This is a genomic window from Novosphingobium sp. (assembly GCF_027486195.1).
GTDB lineage: Bacteria > Pseudomonadota > Alphaproteobacteria > Sphingomonadales > Sphingomonadaceae > Novosphingobium.
In genome coordinates this window covers 17045-33513 of the sequence record NZ_JAIXPP010000084.1, presented here as the reverse complement: position 1 = coordinate 33513, position 16469 = coordinate 17045, and the positions used below count along the sequence as shown (strand labels likewise).

Here is a 16469-nt window from a genome sequence, read left to right as displayed (position 1 = left end):
TCCCCTCATCCCCCGCAGTATTGAAACTGCGTACCTTTTTTATCTACTGGTGCGTAGATACCTGTTCCGCTAGGTAGATGGCAAGTGATAATCAGGGAGAGTGGCTTGACCACGCTGAAATTGGAAAGCCTGGCCCCGGCCGGAGACCCGGTCGATCTGGCCGCGCTCGCTGCCGATCCTGCTGCCCTGCGCGCCGCTCTGGCAGAAGCCGACGCTGCCACGCTGATGCTCGTGCTGGTGCAGCTGACGGGCGATCACGGCCTGCTTGATCGCGCGCGGCCGCACATCACCGGGCCGATGAATTACCACGAGACGATGCCCGAGGACTTGCGTGCGGAAATCCGCGAGCGGCTCGAGGCGACGCTGCTCGATTACGCGCGCACCGGCGATCCGCTGCCGCCGCTGCCCGAAGGCGATTTCCTGCAGGACATGCTGTCCACCGCCGTGGGTGAGCACGTGAGCGCGGACTATACCGCGATGATGCGCGAGGATCTGGAAGCCGCCCAGCCCGATCCGCGCGGGCTGATCTGGCGCAAACGCCCTGCGCCCGCCGCGCTCGAAAGCTTCCCGGTGGTGATAATCGGCGCTGGCATGTCTGGCGTGTGCGCCGCGATCCGGCTGGGGCAGGCGGGCATTCCCTACACGCTGATCGAGAAGAACGCGGCGGTCGGCGGCAGCTGGTACGAGAATTTCTATCCGGGTTGCGGGGTCGATACCCCCAACCACTTCTATTCCTACTCGTTCGAACTGAACCACGAATGGTCGCACTTCTTCGCCAAGCGCGACGAGCTGTGGACCTATTTCGAGCGCGCGACCGACAAGTACGGTATCCGCGAGCATATCCGCTTCGAAACCGAAGTGAGCGCCGCGACCTATGACGCCGCGACCGGCACCTGGGACGTGGCAACGCGCGATGCATCCGGCGTGGTGAGCCACATCAAGGCGCGCGCGGTGATCTCGGCGGTCGGCGTGCTCAACCGGCCCAAGCTGCCTGAGATCGAGGGGCGCGACAGCTTCGCGGGCACAGCGCTCCACACCGCGCAGTGGCAGGAGGGGCTGGACCTCAAGGGCAAGCGCGTGGTGATGATCGGCACCGGCGCATCGGGCCAGCAGGTCGGCCCGACGATCGCGCCCGATGTGGCAAAGCTCACCATCCTGCAGCGTTCGCCGCACTGGGTCGTGCCCAATCCGAACTACTTCGCCGAAGTGTCCGAAGGGATGAAGTGGGTGCTCGCCCACGTGCCCTTCTTCGCGCGGTGGTACCGCTTCCAGCTATTCTGGGCCTTTGCCGATGGCCTCCACGCCTCGTTGCAGGTCGATCCGGCGTGGGACGACGGCGGCAAGTCGATCAACCAGGTCAATGCGCGGCACCGCCAGTTCATGGAGCGCTATCTGCGCGGCAAGCTGGCGGGCCGCGAGGACCTGATCGCCAAATGCACGCCGAGTTATCCGCCCTATGGCAAGCGCATCCTCGTCGACAACAACTGGTACGACATGCTGCTGCGGCCCAATGTCGATCTGGTGACGGGGGTACCCGCGAAGATCGTGCCCGAAGGCGTGGTCATGGCCGATGGCACGCTGATCGAGGCCGATGTGATCGTCTATGCGACGGGGTTCCAGGCCAGCAAGATGCTCGCGCCCATGACGATCACTGGCGAGGGCGGGCGCGATCTGCACGCCATCTGGGGGCCCGACGATGCGACTGCCTATATCGGCACGATGGTGCCGGGCTTCCCCAACTTCTTCATGCTGATGGGCCCCAATACCGGCCTCGCGCATGGCGGCAACGTCATCTTCATTACCGAATGCCAGATGCGCCTGATCCTCACCGCGTTGCGTGAGGTGATGGAGACCGGCGCCAAGGCCATCGATGTGAAGCCGGAAGCGCACGATGCCTATGTCGCCGATGTCGATGAGCGGCATGCCCGCATGGTCTGGACCCACAAGGGCCTCACCAACTGGTATCGCAACGATGCTGGCCGCGTCTTTGCGCTTCTGCCCTATCGGCTGGTCGACTACTGGAAGATGACCAAGAACTTCAAGCCAGAGGATTTCAGCCTGACATGAGCGCGATTGCGATCGAACTGGCCGATGGCCGCACGATTTCCGGCAGCTGCGATGCGCAGTTCACCGGGGTGCTGGCCGAGTTTCGCCGCAATTTCGAGGAACGCAAGGAAGTCGGGGCGAGTGTCGCCATCACGCTTGGCGGCCGTTTGGTCGTCGACCTGTGGGGCGGAGAGGCGCGGCCTGCCACAGGCGAGGACGCTGCAGAGCCCTGGGCGCGCGATACGGTTTCGATCGTCTATTCGTGCACCAAGGCGGCGACAGCGCTGTGCCTCCATCAACTCGTCGATCAGGGCAAGATTTCCTACGAGACGCTGGTCGGCGATATCTGGCCGGATTTCGCCAGCGGCGGCAAGGAAGCAACCACCGTCGGCATGATGCTGGCGCACACTTCACCGGTCCCTCATTTGCGCGACCCCATCCGCACGGGCGGGCTGGCTGACTGGGATTACATGACCGCGCGCGTCGCCGCCGAACCCGCGCACTGGGAGCCGGGCACACGGCAAGGCTATCACGGCGTAACCTACGCGTGGACGGTGGGGCAGATCGTGCGCCTCGTTGCCGGCATGCCGATGGGGCAGTATTTCCGCGAGACCATTGCCGGGCCGCTTGGCCTCGATTTCCATATCGGCCTGCCGGAAAGCGAGGAGCCGCGCGTCGCGCCGATGATCGCGCCCGATCCGGCGGAAGTGAACTTCACCTCGGCCTTCTTCCGCGCCGCGACCACGCAGCCGGGGAGCTTGCCCAACCTGTTCCTCACCAACCTTGGCGGGGCGGACTTCAACTCGCGCGAGGTTCATGCGGCAGAAATCGGCAGCGCCAACGGCATAACCAATGCGCGCGGGCTTGCCGGCATGTACGCACCGCTGGCGAACGGCGGGGGCACCCTGCTTTCGCAAACCCGTGTGCACCGCATGGGCCGTGTCAGCGCCGCGACGCACAGCGACGCGGTGCTGTGCCAGCCGATGCGCTTTGCCATGGGCTTCATGATGAGCACCGACAACCGGGAATCTGGCGCTGACAGCCTGATCCTCGGCGAAAGCGCGTTCGGCCATGTCGGCATGGGAGGAAGCGTCGGCTTTGCCGATCCGGCGCAGGGGCTGAGCATGGGCTACACCATGAACCGGATGGGTGCAGGCATTCTCGTCAATGCACGCGGACAGGCGCTGATCGACGCGGCATACCGGGCCGTGGGCATGGCCTCGGATGCAAGCGGGGCATGGCGATAGCGGCGCAGCCAGCATGCGCCAATTTCCCTATCAGGCAAAGGTTTGACATAAGGGACGAACAATAACTTGTCGCCAAAACGGCACAATCCGCGCTAATGTTACCTAAGTGACAGGGGCGGGCACAAGATTCGCATGGGTGCGGTAACGACAGAACTTGGGCGCGAAACGGCCGCCAATGCCCGTTTCGACGTTCAGCTGATCGGCCCGTTCCGCCTTTCAGGGCCCGATCGCGCGGCCATTCCGATTCAGGGCCGCCGCACCCGCGCCTTGCTCGCCACCTTGGTGCTTGCCCCGCAGCAGTCGATGGGGCGCGAGCGGCTCGCTGGCCTGTTCTGGGGTGATCGCAGCGATGCGCAGGCGCGTGCCAGCCTGCGCCAGTGCCTGCTCGAACTGCGCGGCGTGCTTGCTTCCGTCGGCGGCAGCGATGCCGATCACGTCATCGCGACGCGAGAGACGGTCGCACTCGTCCCGGGCGCCTTCACCTGCGACGCCCTCGTCTTGCGCCATGCGCTGGGGGGCGAGGACTGGGAAGCGGCGGCGCGTCTGATCGATGGAGCCGGCACCGCGCCGCTGCTGCAGGACCTCGAACTCGGCGGAGCCTATGGCGAGTGGCTCGATGTGGCCCGCGCCGAAATCGATGCGCGCATGGCCGATGGGCTTGCCCGGCATCTGGCTGCGCGCGAGAGTGCGGGTGATTGGGCCGCCGTGAAGGCACTGGCCGCTGCATGGCTGCGCCGCGATTCGTTGAGCGAATCAGCCGTTGCCGCGCTCATCCGGGCCGAGATCGCCACCGGCGCGCGGGCAGCGGCGCACATCCGCTATCAGGCGTTTCGCGATCTGCTCGCTGCCGAGATCGGGGTCGCTCCCGGTCCGCTGGTCGATGCCGCGCTGCGCAGCGAAACGATCCCAGAGCCGCTCGTGGTAGCATCGGAAGCGGTGTCACCAAAGGCGGCCGCATCGGCACCGCCGCCACCGAGCGGTGGGCTGGTGCTGGCCGTGCTTGCCTTCGACAACCTGTCCTCCGATCCCGATCTCGCCGATTTTTGCGATGGTGTTTCGGAAGAGATCCAGCGCACCGTCGCGCGCGGCACCGGGATCGCGGTGGTCGCGCGCGCATCCAGCTTCCAGTTCCGCGGGGCTGACAAGGGCGTCGCCCAGGTCTCCGCTGCACTTGGCGCCTCGCACCTGCTTGATGGTTCGGTGCGGCGCAGCGGCACGCGCCTGCGCATCACGGCCGAACTCGTCGAGTGCGCCAGCCACCGCGCGGTGTGGAGCGAGCGGTTCGACGGCGATCTCGAGGATGTCTTCGCGCTGCAAGATTCGATCGCGGAGCAAGTGGCCGCCGCGCTCCAACTTACGCTGCTGCCGCGTACGCCGACACCGACGCTGGAGCCGGCGACTTACGAACGCTTCCTGCGCGCGCGGGGCCTGCTTGCCGATGGCGATGCGCAGTTCGACAATACCGCACGCGAGGCCGTGCCGCTGCTCGAAGCGGTAACGGCAGATGCGCCAGGCCATGCCCCGGCGTGGGAAATGCTCGCGCTCGCCCGCGCGCTCGTGCTGCGTTCGGGGCGCAGCCCGCAGCCTTTTGCCGAGGCGCGGGAAGCCGTGGTCGTGGCCGCGAAGACGGCGCTCCAGCTCGATCCGCGCCGCGGCGGTGCCTACCGGGCGCTCGCCATGCTCGAGCCATGGGGGCACCATTCGGCGCGCGAGAAGCTGCTGCGCCAGGCGCTGGAAGTCGCCCCGCGCGATCCTGCCGCGCTGACTGACATGAGCGATTTCTGCTGGGGCGTCGGCCGCTTCCGCGATGCGCTCGCCTATGCCGAGCAGGCCTGCGAGCTCAATCCGCTGATGCCCGCCGCGCGGCTCCATGTGGCGCAGATGCGCGCCTATGTCGGCGATTACGATACCTCGGTGAGCATGCTGGAGGAGCTGCACCTGCGCTGGCCGCGCAATGCCGGCATCCTTATGGCGCTGCTCAATTGGGCCGGTTCGCTCGGCTATCCCGATGTCTACTATCGCCATATCAGCGCGATCGATGGTTTCGAAGGCTGGCAGGGGCGTGACCTTGCCGCCGTGCGGGCTTATGTCGAAGCCGTGTTCTCAAAGGACTTGAACGTGAAGCTGTCGCGCGCGGCGCGCTATCGGGGCCTGCTTGAAACGACCGGCACGATCACGCTGAGCCTGCCCACCGGCCTCGGTTTCATCGGCCTTCCGGATGAGGCCTTCGAACTGGTCGAGCAGGCGGACTACAGCCACGTCTTCGATCCGGCCGGGCCGACGCCGAGTCTGTTCTATCCCGGCGTCGCGCTGGGGCCGTGGAGCTGCCTGCTTTCCCACCCGCGCTTCGTCCGTGTGTGCCACAGGCTCGGCCTGTGCCGCTATTGGCAGGATACCGGCCAGTGGCCCGATTGCGCGGCCTGGGTGCCGTTCGATTTCAAGTCTGCGGTTCGCCGCGTGGTTGAAGCAGGGCCTGCGCCCGGCGAGTAGGCGCCCTTCAGGCGGTCTGCCCGTATGTGTGCAAGGTCGTCCTGATGTGGAACTGGGCATCGGCGGTGTAGGAAATGCCCAGCGCTACCTCGATCGGCAGATACTCCATGTCCCAATTCGTCGGCGGTGTCCCCTTCGCGTTGAGCGACGGGGGCGGCACGGCGAGCTGCGATTGCGGATGATGGACGCCCCCGCCGAATGTGGCGTGGAGCGTTTCCTCCATGCTGTCGGAGCAGAGGAATTCGACCACCGTGTTCGCGCCGGAAAAGAATGCGAGGTCGCGGATATTGCTGTGCTGCACTGTCGAGGAAACGATGGCGCGGTAGGCGGCGCTGTCCATGTCGAACACGTCGCGGAACTGGCGCAAGGTGTTGATTTCCATCCCCGCCGAGTCGGTCCCGATGCCGCTGTCGATGCTGCCGGTGAAGATCCCGTCGGCCAGCAGGATGTCGACGAAGGTGTTGAGATCGCTTTCCTCATCGAGCAGCTGGCCGAGGCTTGCCTTTGCCGCCGTTGGCCTCAGACCCATGCGCATGCAGCCGATGCTCTGGCTTTGCGCGTGGGGATCGAACTTCGCCATGCCTTCGATCGCCATGTCGATCGCAAGGTCCGCCGGGGCGGCACCTTCCGCCATGCGCAGCGCCGCCATGCCCATTTCCGTGCCCCAGATCTCGCGCGCAGAAAACATCACATAGCTGTTGTCGGTGAACGCAAACGGCTGGATCCACACCCGGTGCGGATCGTGAAGCAGATTGTCCGCCCCGACGCTGTAGCGCAGCGTGGGGAAGGTCCAGACGAGCTCGGTATGGCTTACCGTATCGCAGCCGGTCCGGTGCTCCCAGGTGCTCGAAAGGCTTTCATGCCGCGTCACGCAGAGCAGGCCATAAGTCTTGCCCGGCAGCGGGGTGTAGTGGAAGGGCGCCCGGTCCGGCGCGGCGGCATTGAAGCGTGTGTCCAGGTGCTGCGCGATAAGTCCGCGGTCGACCGCGATCACGAACAACCAAGTCCGCGCGGCGAGCGATTGCCACGGTGGCAGCAGTTGGTCGGTCGAGAAGGATTCGATGAATGCGGTCATGGCAGGCCCACTCCTCTGCGGGGACCGAAGAAGCCGCGCAGCGGGCGATACCAGCGCGCGACAAGATCGCTTGAGCCGGTCGTGGGCGGCAGGCCATCCCGGTCGATGGGAAACTCGCGGATGATCCGCATCGTGTCGAAGTTGATGTCCGCCATGAACCGGCAGCCGGCCACAGTATTCACCGAGAACGGCTTGCCTGTGGGTTCCTTGCCCACGTCGAGGAACACCTCGAGGATCTGGTGGAAGCTCGCGAGGTCGTTGAAGGTGAGGTCGATGTCCTTCTCGTTGTAGAAACGCACGTCGCGCACGTTGAGGTATTGCGCCCGGCACGTGACCAGCGCCTGATAGACCGCGCGGTGCGGATTGGCGGCATCGCGATACTGCTTCAGGCCCACTGTGCGCATTGCGGTGGGGATCAGGCCCAGCGAGAAGGTGTCGATGAAGTTGGCAGCGGTGGCCACGCCGCCCAGCAGCTTCGACGCCTCAGGGCTTTCGAGGAGGCTCGCCAAGGTGCGGCGCGGCGGCTGGGTGCCGGTCGGGGTCGGCAGGAACGGCTTGGTCTCGACCTTCATGAACTCCTGCTGCGCCTGCATTGTGCCGGTTTCGCTGTCGGGCCAGCCGGGAAGGCTGATCTTGCCGCGAAAGCTGTCCGGATAACGGCCCTCGCCGATCTCGATATCGGCGAGCAGCTTGCCGAGGCCGAGCATCTCGCGCCCGCATACACTCGACATCGGATTGCCGACGACAATGAAGGGCAGGGCCCATTCGACTGCGGTGTCAGTGATGAGCTTCGCCGCGCCCACGCCATAGCGCATGACGGGGATCGCCACGAAGACTTCGGTCTGGCTGATCGCGCCGCGATCGGAGTAGGCCACTTCGCCCAGATGCGCGCTCGCTGGGGCCGAGCTGATCATCGTCGGGTAGTCGAGAAACAGCACGGTCGCGTATGGCCAAAACGGCACCGGCCGATAGACGTAGCCGCGCGTCTTTTCCTCACCGATGTTGAGATAGCGGTCGCAGTATTCCTGAACCTTGGCCATCGATACGTTGAGGTAGAAGGCGTTCACCGTCACACCGGGGAAGTGATAGGGCGGGGGCACCTGCTGGCTGGCGGCGGACTGGACGTAGGGGACGCGTGTGCTCATGCCGCCGTGCTCCTGTCTTCACTGAGGAAGCGCGCGGCGCCTGCCTCCACCGCAAACCGTGATCCGAACGCGGCGGCCAGGCTGGAAACGCCGGCGGGAGCGGCGCCTGCCAGCACGCGGCGCAGTGCCTCGCAGGCGATCCGCACACTCGCGCCGTAGCCATCGAGCGTTTCCATGGAGAGACGCCGCACCCGCCGCCATGGGTCGTGCGCTTCGACAATCATGGTAAAGCGCGCCGCCTCGCGCCGGGCCTCATCGGGCTCCTGGGGCCAGACGCGCGCCATGGCCGAGCCCGCCAGGCGCCACGGCGCGGCACCGGTCAGTCCCATGCCGATGCCCGAAGCGCGATAGCCCGCGCGCATCGACCAGTGCATCGCGGAATAGATCGCGATGTCGGGCACCCCGGTCAGCGCGCCGGCGGTGATCACGCTGGCCCAGTCGGTCGCCACCGTCTCGCACGGCCCTGCGCCGAAATCGAACATCGCGGCAAGGCTTCCCGCCGGCACCATCGCCAGCGCGCCGCCGCGCCGGATCACCGTGCCCGGATCGGCAAGCCCCGCCATTGTCGCGACGCTCCCGCGCGAGACGACTTCGGCTGCGGAAATGCCCAGCTTCAGCGCACGGGTATCGGGCCAGCGCTCCACCGCAGCGAGTAGCAGGCAATCTGTGGCCGCCGGGGTGAGCGCCGCACCGGGGAGCACCGCGATGCCTGCTTCCCGCGCCGCGGAATCGAGGGCGAACAGCGCCTCGATTACCCGCCATTCACCGCCGAGATCGAGGTAGTGCGTGCCGCTTGCCAGACAGGCATCGAGCATCGGCATGGCGGTGGCCGCGAACGGCCCGGCGGCGTGCAGCACCGCGTCCACATCGGCGAGCGCCGCGTGCAGGGCCGCTGGCGCATCGAGCGGAAAGGCCAGCCATGGCAGGCCCAGTGGTTCCGCCACGGCGCGCACCGCCTGCGGATCGCGGCCCGCCAGCACCAGATCGAACTCGCCCGCCAGCGCCGCCGCGATGGCCCTGCCGGTATAGCCCGAGGCTCCATAGAGCAGCGCGCGGCTCATGCCCGGTCGAACACCCAACGGACGAGACTGCCGAGGAACGCGCGTTCCTCCGAAGGTGGCAGCGCGCCATAGACCGCAGCAAACTCGTGCTCCGCCGCGCCTGCCATCGCAGCGGCCACCTTGCGCGCGTGCTCGATCGAGCCGCGCTCGTGCATCAGGCGGGCCAGCCACAGCACATCTTGCGCGCTGCGCTCCTCGCGGCTGAGGCCGAGGAAGGCATCGAGCCGGGCGCATTCCGCCTCGTCGCAGGCGGCGCGCACGTGGATCAGCATCAGGGTGCGCTTGGCTTCGGCAAGGTCGCCGTTCTGCTCCTTGCCGTAGCCGGGGTCTTCCGAGAGGTTGCGCAAATCATCCTCGATCTGGAAGGCAAGGCCGAGGAAATAGCCGAACCGCACGACCATTTCCGGATCGAGCCGCCCGCGCGAGCCGATGATGAGGCCAAGCTGGGCGGGCCAGATCATCCCCATCCATGCGGTTTTCTTGAGCGCCATGCGCATGTAGTCGGCTTCGGTCAGGCCGGTCACGTTGCGATCGCGCCAGCCGAGTTCGAGCGCCTGCCCCTCGGCGGTCTGGCGCGCCATCATCGTAGTCACGTCCATCACTTGCCGGATCACGTGGCTGCCCAGCGGGCTCACTGCATCGATCAGCGGGCCGAAGGCGGCAAACAGCAGCGCGTCGCCGGCGTTGATGGCCAGGGGCACGCCGTGGAGCGCATGGAGCGTGGGCTTCCCCCGGCGCAGTTCGCTGCCGTCCTGCACGTCGTCGTGGATCAGCAGCGCATTGTGCAGCATCTCGATCGCCGCCGCCGCGCGCACGGCTGCTGCGGGGGCCTCGCCGCCAAACACGGAAGCATTGGCGAGGCAGATTGCCGGCCGCAGCATCTTGCCGCCACGTGAGGGATAGTCCGCCAGCATGTCGTCAAGGAACGGGGATGGCGCGCCCGCCGCGAGATAGCGCATGACTTCCGCCCGCGTGGCGGCGCCGTAGCGCTGGAGAAGGGCGCCGTGGGCGGCCATCACGCGATCTCGACCACCAACTGCCCAAGCGGAAGTGGCTGCGTGGCGCAATGGACCGCGCCGGAATAGACGCCAGCGGGCTGGTCTTGCGGAACAAACACCATCACGGTGAGGCCGAGCCCGCCCGCGTTCGTTTCGAATGCAACCCGGGCAATCGGCGGCGCGCTGATGCCGTGCGGGACGAGGCCGTCGCAGCTGATCTGGTCTGCCCCGGTTGGCGAATCCGGACGCGCCAGCGTGGCGGTGTGCGCTTTGGCGGTGCGCTTGCCGTCAAACAGCACGTTGAGCTGGATCGCGGGCGCCGCTGCGGCGGAGATCGGGTGCGATCCCGGATGCCGTGCGCTGCCTGGGGCAGGGTGCTGGGGCTTGACCTCCTGAAACGGCGGCACCGGGGTCGAACCCGGCGGCGGCGGGGTCATCATGCTGTCCGTCTGGCGCAGCAGGGCTTCGCAGATATCGAACGTCGCACTGCTGAGCTGCTTGGCGAGGCCCAGCAGATTGGCGGCCATGTGGCGCAGATCATCGGGTACATCGCGCACGTTGTAGGCGCCCGCGCGGAATTGCTCGGCGGCCTTGCGGCCCTGCCCAATCGTGTCGCTCAGCACATCGTAGGCCGTGCGCACCGTGTCCGCGACGGCTTCGTTGACGACGAGCGCATCGGGATCGCGGGCGCCGCCCTCCGGCGCGGGATCGGGCGCGGACGAAGCCGTGGACGCTTGTGCCGCTGCGCTGGTGATCGGCTTGCGATGGGGCGCGGAGCGGGCGGCCACGGGTCGGGTCACCCGCTGATCCGGGCCAGAGACTGCGGCCACCGGATCGTGCTGCTCAGGGGTGGTCATAGGCGATGATGTCCTTGAGGTCCGGCGCACCGGAAATGGCATGGGCAGCCAGCAATCCCGACATGACCGCCCCTTCGACGCAGCCGGAGTGGAAGCCGCTGTCGGTCCAGTCTCCGGCGATGGTGAGATTGTCGTAAGTCCGGTCGAGCGGCGAGATGCGGCTGCGCCAGCTGCCGGGGGTGTGGATCACATAGCGGTCCGAGGGGTTGACGTTGGCGCGCCAGTACTGCGTGGCGAACCGGGCGCGGCCTTCCGGCTCCGGCCCGCCGCTTTCGTCGGCCTTGAGCACCTCCCAGCGGAACTGGCCGGCGGCGTCATAGGCGCCCGGCCAGATCGCGCGAACGGGGCCTTCGAGAAAGCTTTCGGCATTGGCGCGCACTTCGGCATCGCGGGCCGGCTGATAGGTCATGTCGCCTTCGGCCGGAGGCTGCGCCGGATCGCGCAGCACGGCGCAGAAATAGACCGAGGTTGCCGGCGGTCGCTTCCAGCTTTCTTCGGGCACAACATGGGCCATGTCGCACCAGGTATCGAAGGGCTTGGCGAAGGCGCCGGTGATGTACGCCGGGTTGGCCGCGTTGTTTCCGGGCCAGCCCAGCGATTCGAGATCCTTGTTCAGCCACACCTGGAAGGCCTGGCTGGCCACCGTTTTCACATCGCGGCACATCGCCTGCCAGCGCGGATCGCGCGAGACGATGCCGTTGGCACAGTGCGGGACGGCACCCACACCGACGCCCAGCACGACCATGTCGAAATCGCGCCCTACGTCGAGCACCGCCTCGCCTTCGCGGCGGCGGTCCCAGTGCGATTCGAACTTGCGGCCTTCGGCGAGAAGCGCATCGCCGCGTTCGAGCTGCTTGTAGTCCGGCACGGAAGGCCAGCACGGGCGGCCCTGCACATCGACGAGCGGCTGGTACTCTCCGCCGCTCGCGATCTGCGCCTGCACATCAAACCGCAGCCGCGCGGCATGGGTGCCTGCCTCGCCCAGCTCGATATCGGCGAGGCGGTGGAAGAAGCGGAAATCCACACCGCGCTCCTTCAGCGCGGTGTAGAGCGGGGCGAAGACAACATCGCCCATCCCGGCGCGCATCCGCCACATGAACGCGCCGCGATAGCCGAAGAAGGTGCGCAAGGTGCCGCGCAGACCCTGTCCGGCAGACAGGCGCGGCTTGGCGGGATCGCCATCCTCATAGCCCATCGAGAGATCGTAGAGACCGCGCAGGAATGGTGATTGCAGCGAGCGGAGCGAGGCACCGTTGAGCCGCATCCATTCGCGGCACTCGTAATCGTCGATCGCATCGAGCCCGCGCGGATCGAACATGATCCCGTAGCGCAGGAAGCCGGTCAGCGTCGCCAGCGTCAGATCGGCGATCTCCCACAGGAAGCGCAGGCGATGATCGGCGAGGAAGCGGTCCTCGATCCACTGGCGCAGCGGCACGACCAGGGCGTCCACCGCGCTCATGAGCAGGCCCGCCGTTGCCGGGCTGACCGACCGCACCAGCGTAGCGAACACCCCGAGCACTTCGGCCATCATGGCGGCGGAGGCGAACAGCCCCATGCGCGCCAGCTCGGCGATCCGCGCGGCCAGCTCCGCCGGGTTTGCCGGACCCGCTGCCTGCGGCGCATCGAAGCGCGTGATGAGGCCCTGCCCATCGACCGTGGTATCGAGCACCAGCGCGCGCAGCAGATCGAAAGCGCCGGCCATGTAGTATTGCAGGCTGAACACTGCGTCCGGCGCAAGCGGATCGCCAGGATAGCCTGCGCGCGGCGGCATGTGCACCTGCCAGCGCTGGAACCCGCCCGTCTCGCTGGCGGAACAGAGCGCGACGTCGTTCTCCGCCGTCCATGCATCGCGGAAATCGCCATAGAGATGGCCAAGGCCCTTTGCCTCCAGCTCTGCATGGCAAGCGCGCATCATGCGGAAGGCGTTGTCATAGAAGCCGAGCCAGATGTGGAGGCCATGCTCCTCGATCCGCCCGTTCTCACCCCGGCCCGAGGCGCCCTTGCCGCCAAGCCGCCAGCCTTCCTGATAGACCGTGACGTGATAGCGGCCACCATGCTCCGGCCCGGTCAGTTCCCAGGCCGTTGCCATCGATGCGCAGCCGCCGCCGATGATGGCAACCTTGATGCGCGAATCGGGCGTGGTCGCGGCGGTCAGAGTTGCCTCCGCATCGACTGCGTGCAGACCGCCTTGTGCCGTTTCATTCCCGCCCTCCAAGGCTAAGTATCCATGCTTAGCCGGAAATGTCCACCGGCCTCGCACGGCGCCGGCGCACTCCGGACCCGAAACATGCAAGCGGGCCGGGAGCGCTATGCTCCCGGCCCGTGCTGACTGGTGCGGTGTGCGCGGGATCAGCGCTGCGCGAGCATCTGGTCCCCGCGCGACTTCGCGGCGGCAAGCGCAGCGGTGCGGGCCTTGGCGCGGCAGGCGTTGATCGCGAGGCGCTCCTGGGGGGTAATCGTGCCGGTGGACGTGCCGCAGACGCGGTTCACGGCGCCAGCGATGCGGGCCTTCAGCGTCGACTGCCCCTCTTCGCTCGCAAGGTTGAGGTCTGCGGTGGTGACGACCGCGACCTGGACGGTTGTCTCGTCCGCAGCCGGAGCTGCGCTGGCGAAGGCGGGGGCGGCCATCGCGCCGAAGGTGAAGGTGGCGGCGATCGTGGCGGCGAGGAAGGTCTTGGTGTTCATGGTGGCTCTCCCGTGAAGTTTCGGCGGTTCGTGCTGCCGATGAAGTGGTTCTAGGAGGCCAGCGTCAGGGCCAGCGCAAAGCGAGCGTGAGTCGACCGTCAAAAGTGTAGCAGCCGTGAAAATGTTCTCGGGCCCGCGCGGGTTGCCCGGGAAGATTCTGCCGCGCCTGACGCGAGAGGCACAAGCGAAAGGGCCGGGAGCGTGGTGCTCCCGGCCCTTTGCTGACCGTTGTGGCGATGTGGTGGGGGGATCAGAGTTGTGCGAGCACCGAGGCAAGTGCGAAAGCGGCCGTGAAGAATGTCTTGTGGGTCATTTTTTGCTCTCCTGTCGGTTTCGGCGCCGCGCTCCCCCGTGGATCGCGGAGTCTAGTCCCCGTCGGCGCCGATGAGCCTGTGCTAGGGAGCGTGCGTCAAATGAGGCGCGGGTCCAGCGTCAAACGAGCGTTAAAAACTGCACTGAAGCGCAGAAATCCGGCGCGAAAGATCGGGGCGCTGCGACGAGGCCCATCGATCGACCGCAAACCGAAACGGCCCGACCCCTTTCGAGGCCGGGCCGTCCCGGTTTTCACATTGAACAGAGCCGATCAGCCGCCGGGGCTGTCGTTCGTGTTCGTGCCGATCAGCGCACCGAGACCGCCACCAATCGCAGCACCACCGAAGATGAAGCCAAGATTGGGGCTATAGCCAGCCGGGGGAGGCGGCGGAGGCGGAGGCGGTGGGGGCGGAGGCGGCGGGGGAGGCGGCGGAGGCGGAGGCGGCGGGGGTGGCGGCGGCGGGGGAGGCGGCGGCGGGGGTGCCGGCGTCGTCGTCGTCGTCGTCACGGTCGTCGTCTTCGGCATATACTTTGCCGAACGCTTCCGCTTGTGCTTGCCCTTGCGAGCAAGGCTCTTCTTCTTGAAGGACTTCTTATGCTTTGCCGGTGCACCTGCATCGGCGTAAACCATCACAGGTGCGGCAATCAGCGATGCGGCGGCAAGTGCGCACATCGCCCGGGCTATAAAGCCAGCGGGGGGGTTAGCCATCTTTCTACTCCACACAAAAGCGGCGCCTCGCAAGCGGCGAAGGTAAACTGCGATTTTTTTATTGGACCCCGATCCACGTATGGACCCTCAGGGAAAGTAACTATCATAGGTAATTTGCGTTCGCAAAGAGCGATTGCGTCATCGGCTCGCATTTGCAGTAAGTATTTAATTTATAAAATAAAAATACATTCAATCTGGCGCAAAATCTGCTTCATCGCTGTTACCATGCGATTTTGTCTGATTGATATGAGGATGCAGATAACACTTGTCCGGCACCCCGTGATGGGAAATAAAATGGCAATATTACAATGAATTAACCATCAATGTGCGGCGCTTAGATCGACATCGCTGCGCGGACGCGGTGCCAACCAGACCAATATCGCTGCGAGTGCGAACAAGGCGGTGCATCCCCAGAAGACCGCGTTTGTCGCCAGGGTTACGCTTTCGGTCTGGACGATTCGCTCGAGCACCATTCGTCCCTGCTCGGCGGTAAATCCCGTTCCTTGCGGCAGCGGATGAACAAGGCCGGCAAGGTCCTCATGCGCCATCTTTGCCTCACGCTCCCACATTGTCGTCGCAAGCGAAGTGGCAAAGGCCCCTGCCAGGGTGCGCATGAAGTTCTGCAGGCCTGCCGCCGAGGCGGTCTGATCCGGGCGCACCGATCCCAGCGCCAGCGACGTCGTGCCGATGAAGAAGAACGGCATGCCCAGCCCCTGCAGGAACTGCGGCAGCGCGATGGTGAAGAAGTCCATCTGGCTTACCCAGCCGGTGCGCAGCAGCGAGATTGCGCCAAGCCAGCAGACGCCGAACGAGACCAGCATGCGCACGTCGTACCGGGCCATCATGCCGGCGGCCACGGGCGACATCAACACCGCGAGCACGCCGACGAACGCCGTGGCATAGCCGGCATAAGTCGCGGTGTAGCCAAGGTTGGTCTGGAGGAAGAGCGGGATGACCACGATGGCGGAGAAGAACCCGGCATAGGCAATGCTCTGGGCGGCAACGGCCGCGCTGTAGCCACGCTGGCGGAACACCGAGAGATCGACCACCGGATTGGCTTCGGTCAGCTCCCAGATCAGGAACGCCGCGAAGCCGATCACCGCGATGACCGCGAGCGTGCAGATGAACGGGCTGGCGAACCAGTCGGCATTGCGGCCCTCGTCCAGCATGATCTGCAGCGCGCCGACCCAGATCACCAGCAGCACCAGTCCGATATAGTCGATCGGCCGCTGCACCGTCGGCGTCTCGAAGCGCTGGACATAGCGCACCGCGAAGACCGCGCAGAATGCCACCACCGGCAGGTTGATGAAGAAGATCCAGTGCCAGCTCCAGCTGTCCGAGATCGTGCCGCCGAAGATCGGGCCGAGGATGGGCGCGACGACCACCGTCATGCTCCACAGGCCCAGCGCCATGCCCACCTTTTCGGGCGGGAAGATGCGCACCATCAGCGTCTGTGACATCGGCATGATCGGCCCGCCGCTGAGGCCCTGGAGGATGCGGAACACGATCAGCGCTTCAAGGCTGCGCGAAATCCCGCAGAGCAGCGAGAACAGCGCAAAGCCAATGATCGCGGTCAGGAACACGCGCACCGCGCCGAAGCGCGCCGCGAGCCATCCCGAGAGCGGCACGCAGATCGCCTCTGCCACCGAATAGGACGTGATCACCCAGGTGCCCTGCGAAGGCGAGACGGCAAGGCTGCCGGCGATATGCGGCACCGAGACGTTGGCGATGGTGATGTCGAGCACCACCACGAAGTTGGCCAGTGCGAGGCTGAGCCCGGCCAGCACGAGTTGCCAGCCTTTCAGTCCCTCCGGCCTTGCGTCCAGCGCAGCGCCGCCGCTCAT

At 66.2% G+C, this 16469-nt stretch carries 12 protein-coding genes; 3 read left to right on the top strand and 9 right to left on the bottom strand.

Features of this window, described 5'->3' with window-relative positions; all coding sequences use genetic code 11:
• Positions 1-105 precede the first annotated feature (105 nt).
• The 3 genes from Q0071_RS15365 (at position 106) to Q0071_RS15355 (ending at position 5783) form a co-directional block, all read left to right on the top strand.
• Entirely contained in the window at positions 106-2067 is a 1962-nt protein-coding gene (locus Q0071_RS15365) for an NAD(P)/FAD-dependent oxidoreductase (RefSeq protein WP_298171348.1), read from the top strand.
• Complete coding sequence (locus Q0071_RS15360; RefSeq protein ID WP_298171345.1) at positions 2064-3293, top strand: serine hydrolase domain-containing protein; 1230 nt, start codon at positions 2064-2066, stop codon at positions 3291-3293. The genes Q0071_RS15365 and Q0071_RS15360 overlap by 4 nt, the downstream gene beginning before the upstream one ends.
• A gap of 132 nt (positions 3294-3425) precedes the next feature.
• Positions 3426-5783 (top strand): BTAD domain-containing putative transcriptional regulator, encoded by a 2358-nt coding sequence (locus tag Q0071_RS15355; RefSeq protein WP_298171342.1) that lies wholly within the window; start codon positions 3426-3428, stop codon positions 5781-5783.
• Between the two features lie 7 nt (positions 5784-5790).
• Here Q0071_RS15355 and Q0071_RS15350 read toward each other — a convergent pair whose 3' ends face one another.
• The 9 genes from Q0071_RS15350 to Q0071_RS15310 form a co-directional block, all read right to left on the bottom strand.
• Positions 5791-6858, bottom strand: coding sequence for a hypothetical protein (locus tag Q0071_RS15350; protein WP_298171339.1), 1068 nt, complete (start codon positions 6856-6858; stop codon positions 5791-5793).
• A complete protein-coding gene (locus tag Q0071_RS15345; protein ID WP_298171336.1) occupies positions 6855-8003 on the bottom strand; it encodes a hypothetical protein in 1149 nt (382 codons plus the stop codon). The genes Q0071_RS15350 and Q0071_RS15345 overlap by 4 nt, the downstream gene beginning before the upstream one ends.
• Complete coding sequence (locus Q0071_RS15340; RefSeq protein WP_298171334.1) at positions 8000-9064, bottom strand: saccharopine dehydrogenase NADP-binding domain-containing protein; 1065 nt, start codon at positions 9062-9064, stop codon at positions 8000-8002. Before Q0071_RS15340 ends, Q0071_RS15345 begins: the two co-directional genes overlap by 4 nt.
• Entirely contained in the window at positions 9061-10080 is a 1020-nt protein-coding gene (locus Q0071_RS15335; protein WP_298171331.1) for a polyprenyl synthetase family protein, read from the bottom strand. Before Q0071_RS15335 ends, Q0071_RS15340 begins: the two co-directional genes overlap by 4 nt.
• Complete coding sequence (locus tag Q0071_RS15330; RefSeq protein ID WP_298171329.1) at positions 10080-10919, bottom strand: hypothetical protein; 840 nt, start codon at positions 10917-10919, stop codon at positions 10080-10082. Before Q0071_RS15330 ends, Q0071_RS15335 begins: the two co-directional genes overlap by 1 nt.
• Positions 10906-13134, bottom strand: coding sequence for an FAD-dependent oxidoreductase (locus tag Q0071_RS15325; RefSeq protein ID WP_298171326.1), 2229 nt, complete (start codon positions 13132-13134; stop codon positions 10906-10908). Before Q0071_RS15325 ends, Q0071_RS15330 begins: the two co-directional genes overlap by 14 nt.
• Positions 13135-13268: 134 nt before the next feature.
• Complete coding sequence (locus tag Q0071_RS15320; RefSeq protein ID WP_298171323.1) at positions 13269-13604, bottom strand: UrcA family protein; 336 nt, start codon at positions 13602-13604, stop codon at positions 13269-13271.
• A 583-nt stretch (positions 13605-14187) separates the two neighbouring features.
• Entirely contained in the window at positions 14188-14625 is a 438-nt protein-coding gene (locus Q0071_RS15315) for a hypothetical protein (RefSeq protein WP_298171321.1), read from the bottom strand.
• A gap of 320 nt (positions 14626-14945) precedes the next feature.
• On the bottom strand, positions 14946-16469 hold the full coding sequence (locus tag Q0071_RS15310; RefSeq protein ID WP_298171319.1) for a DHA2 family efflux MFS transporter permease subunit: 1524 nt from the start codon (positions 16467-16469) through the stop codon (positions 14946-14948).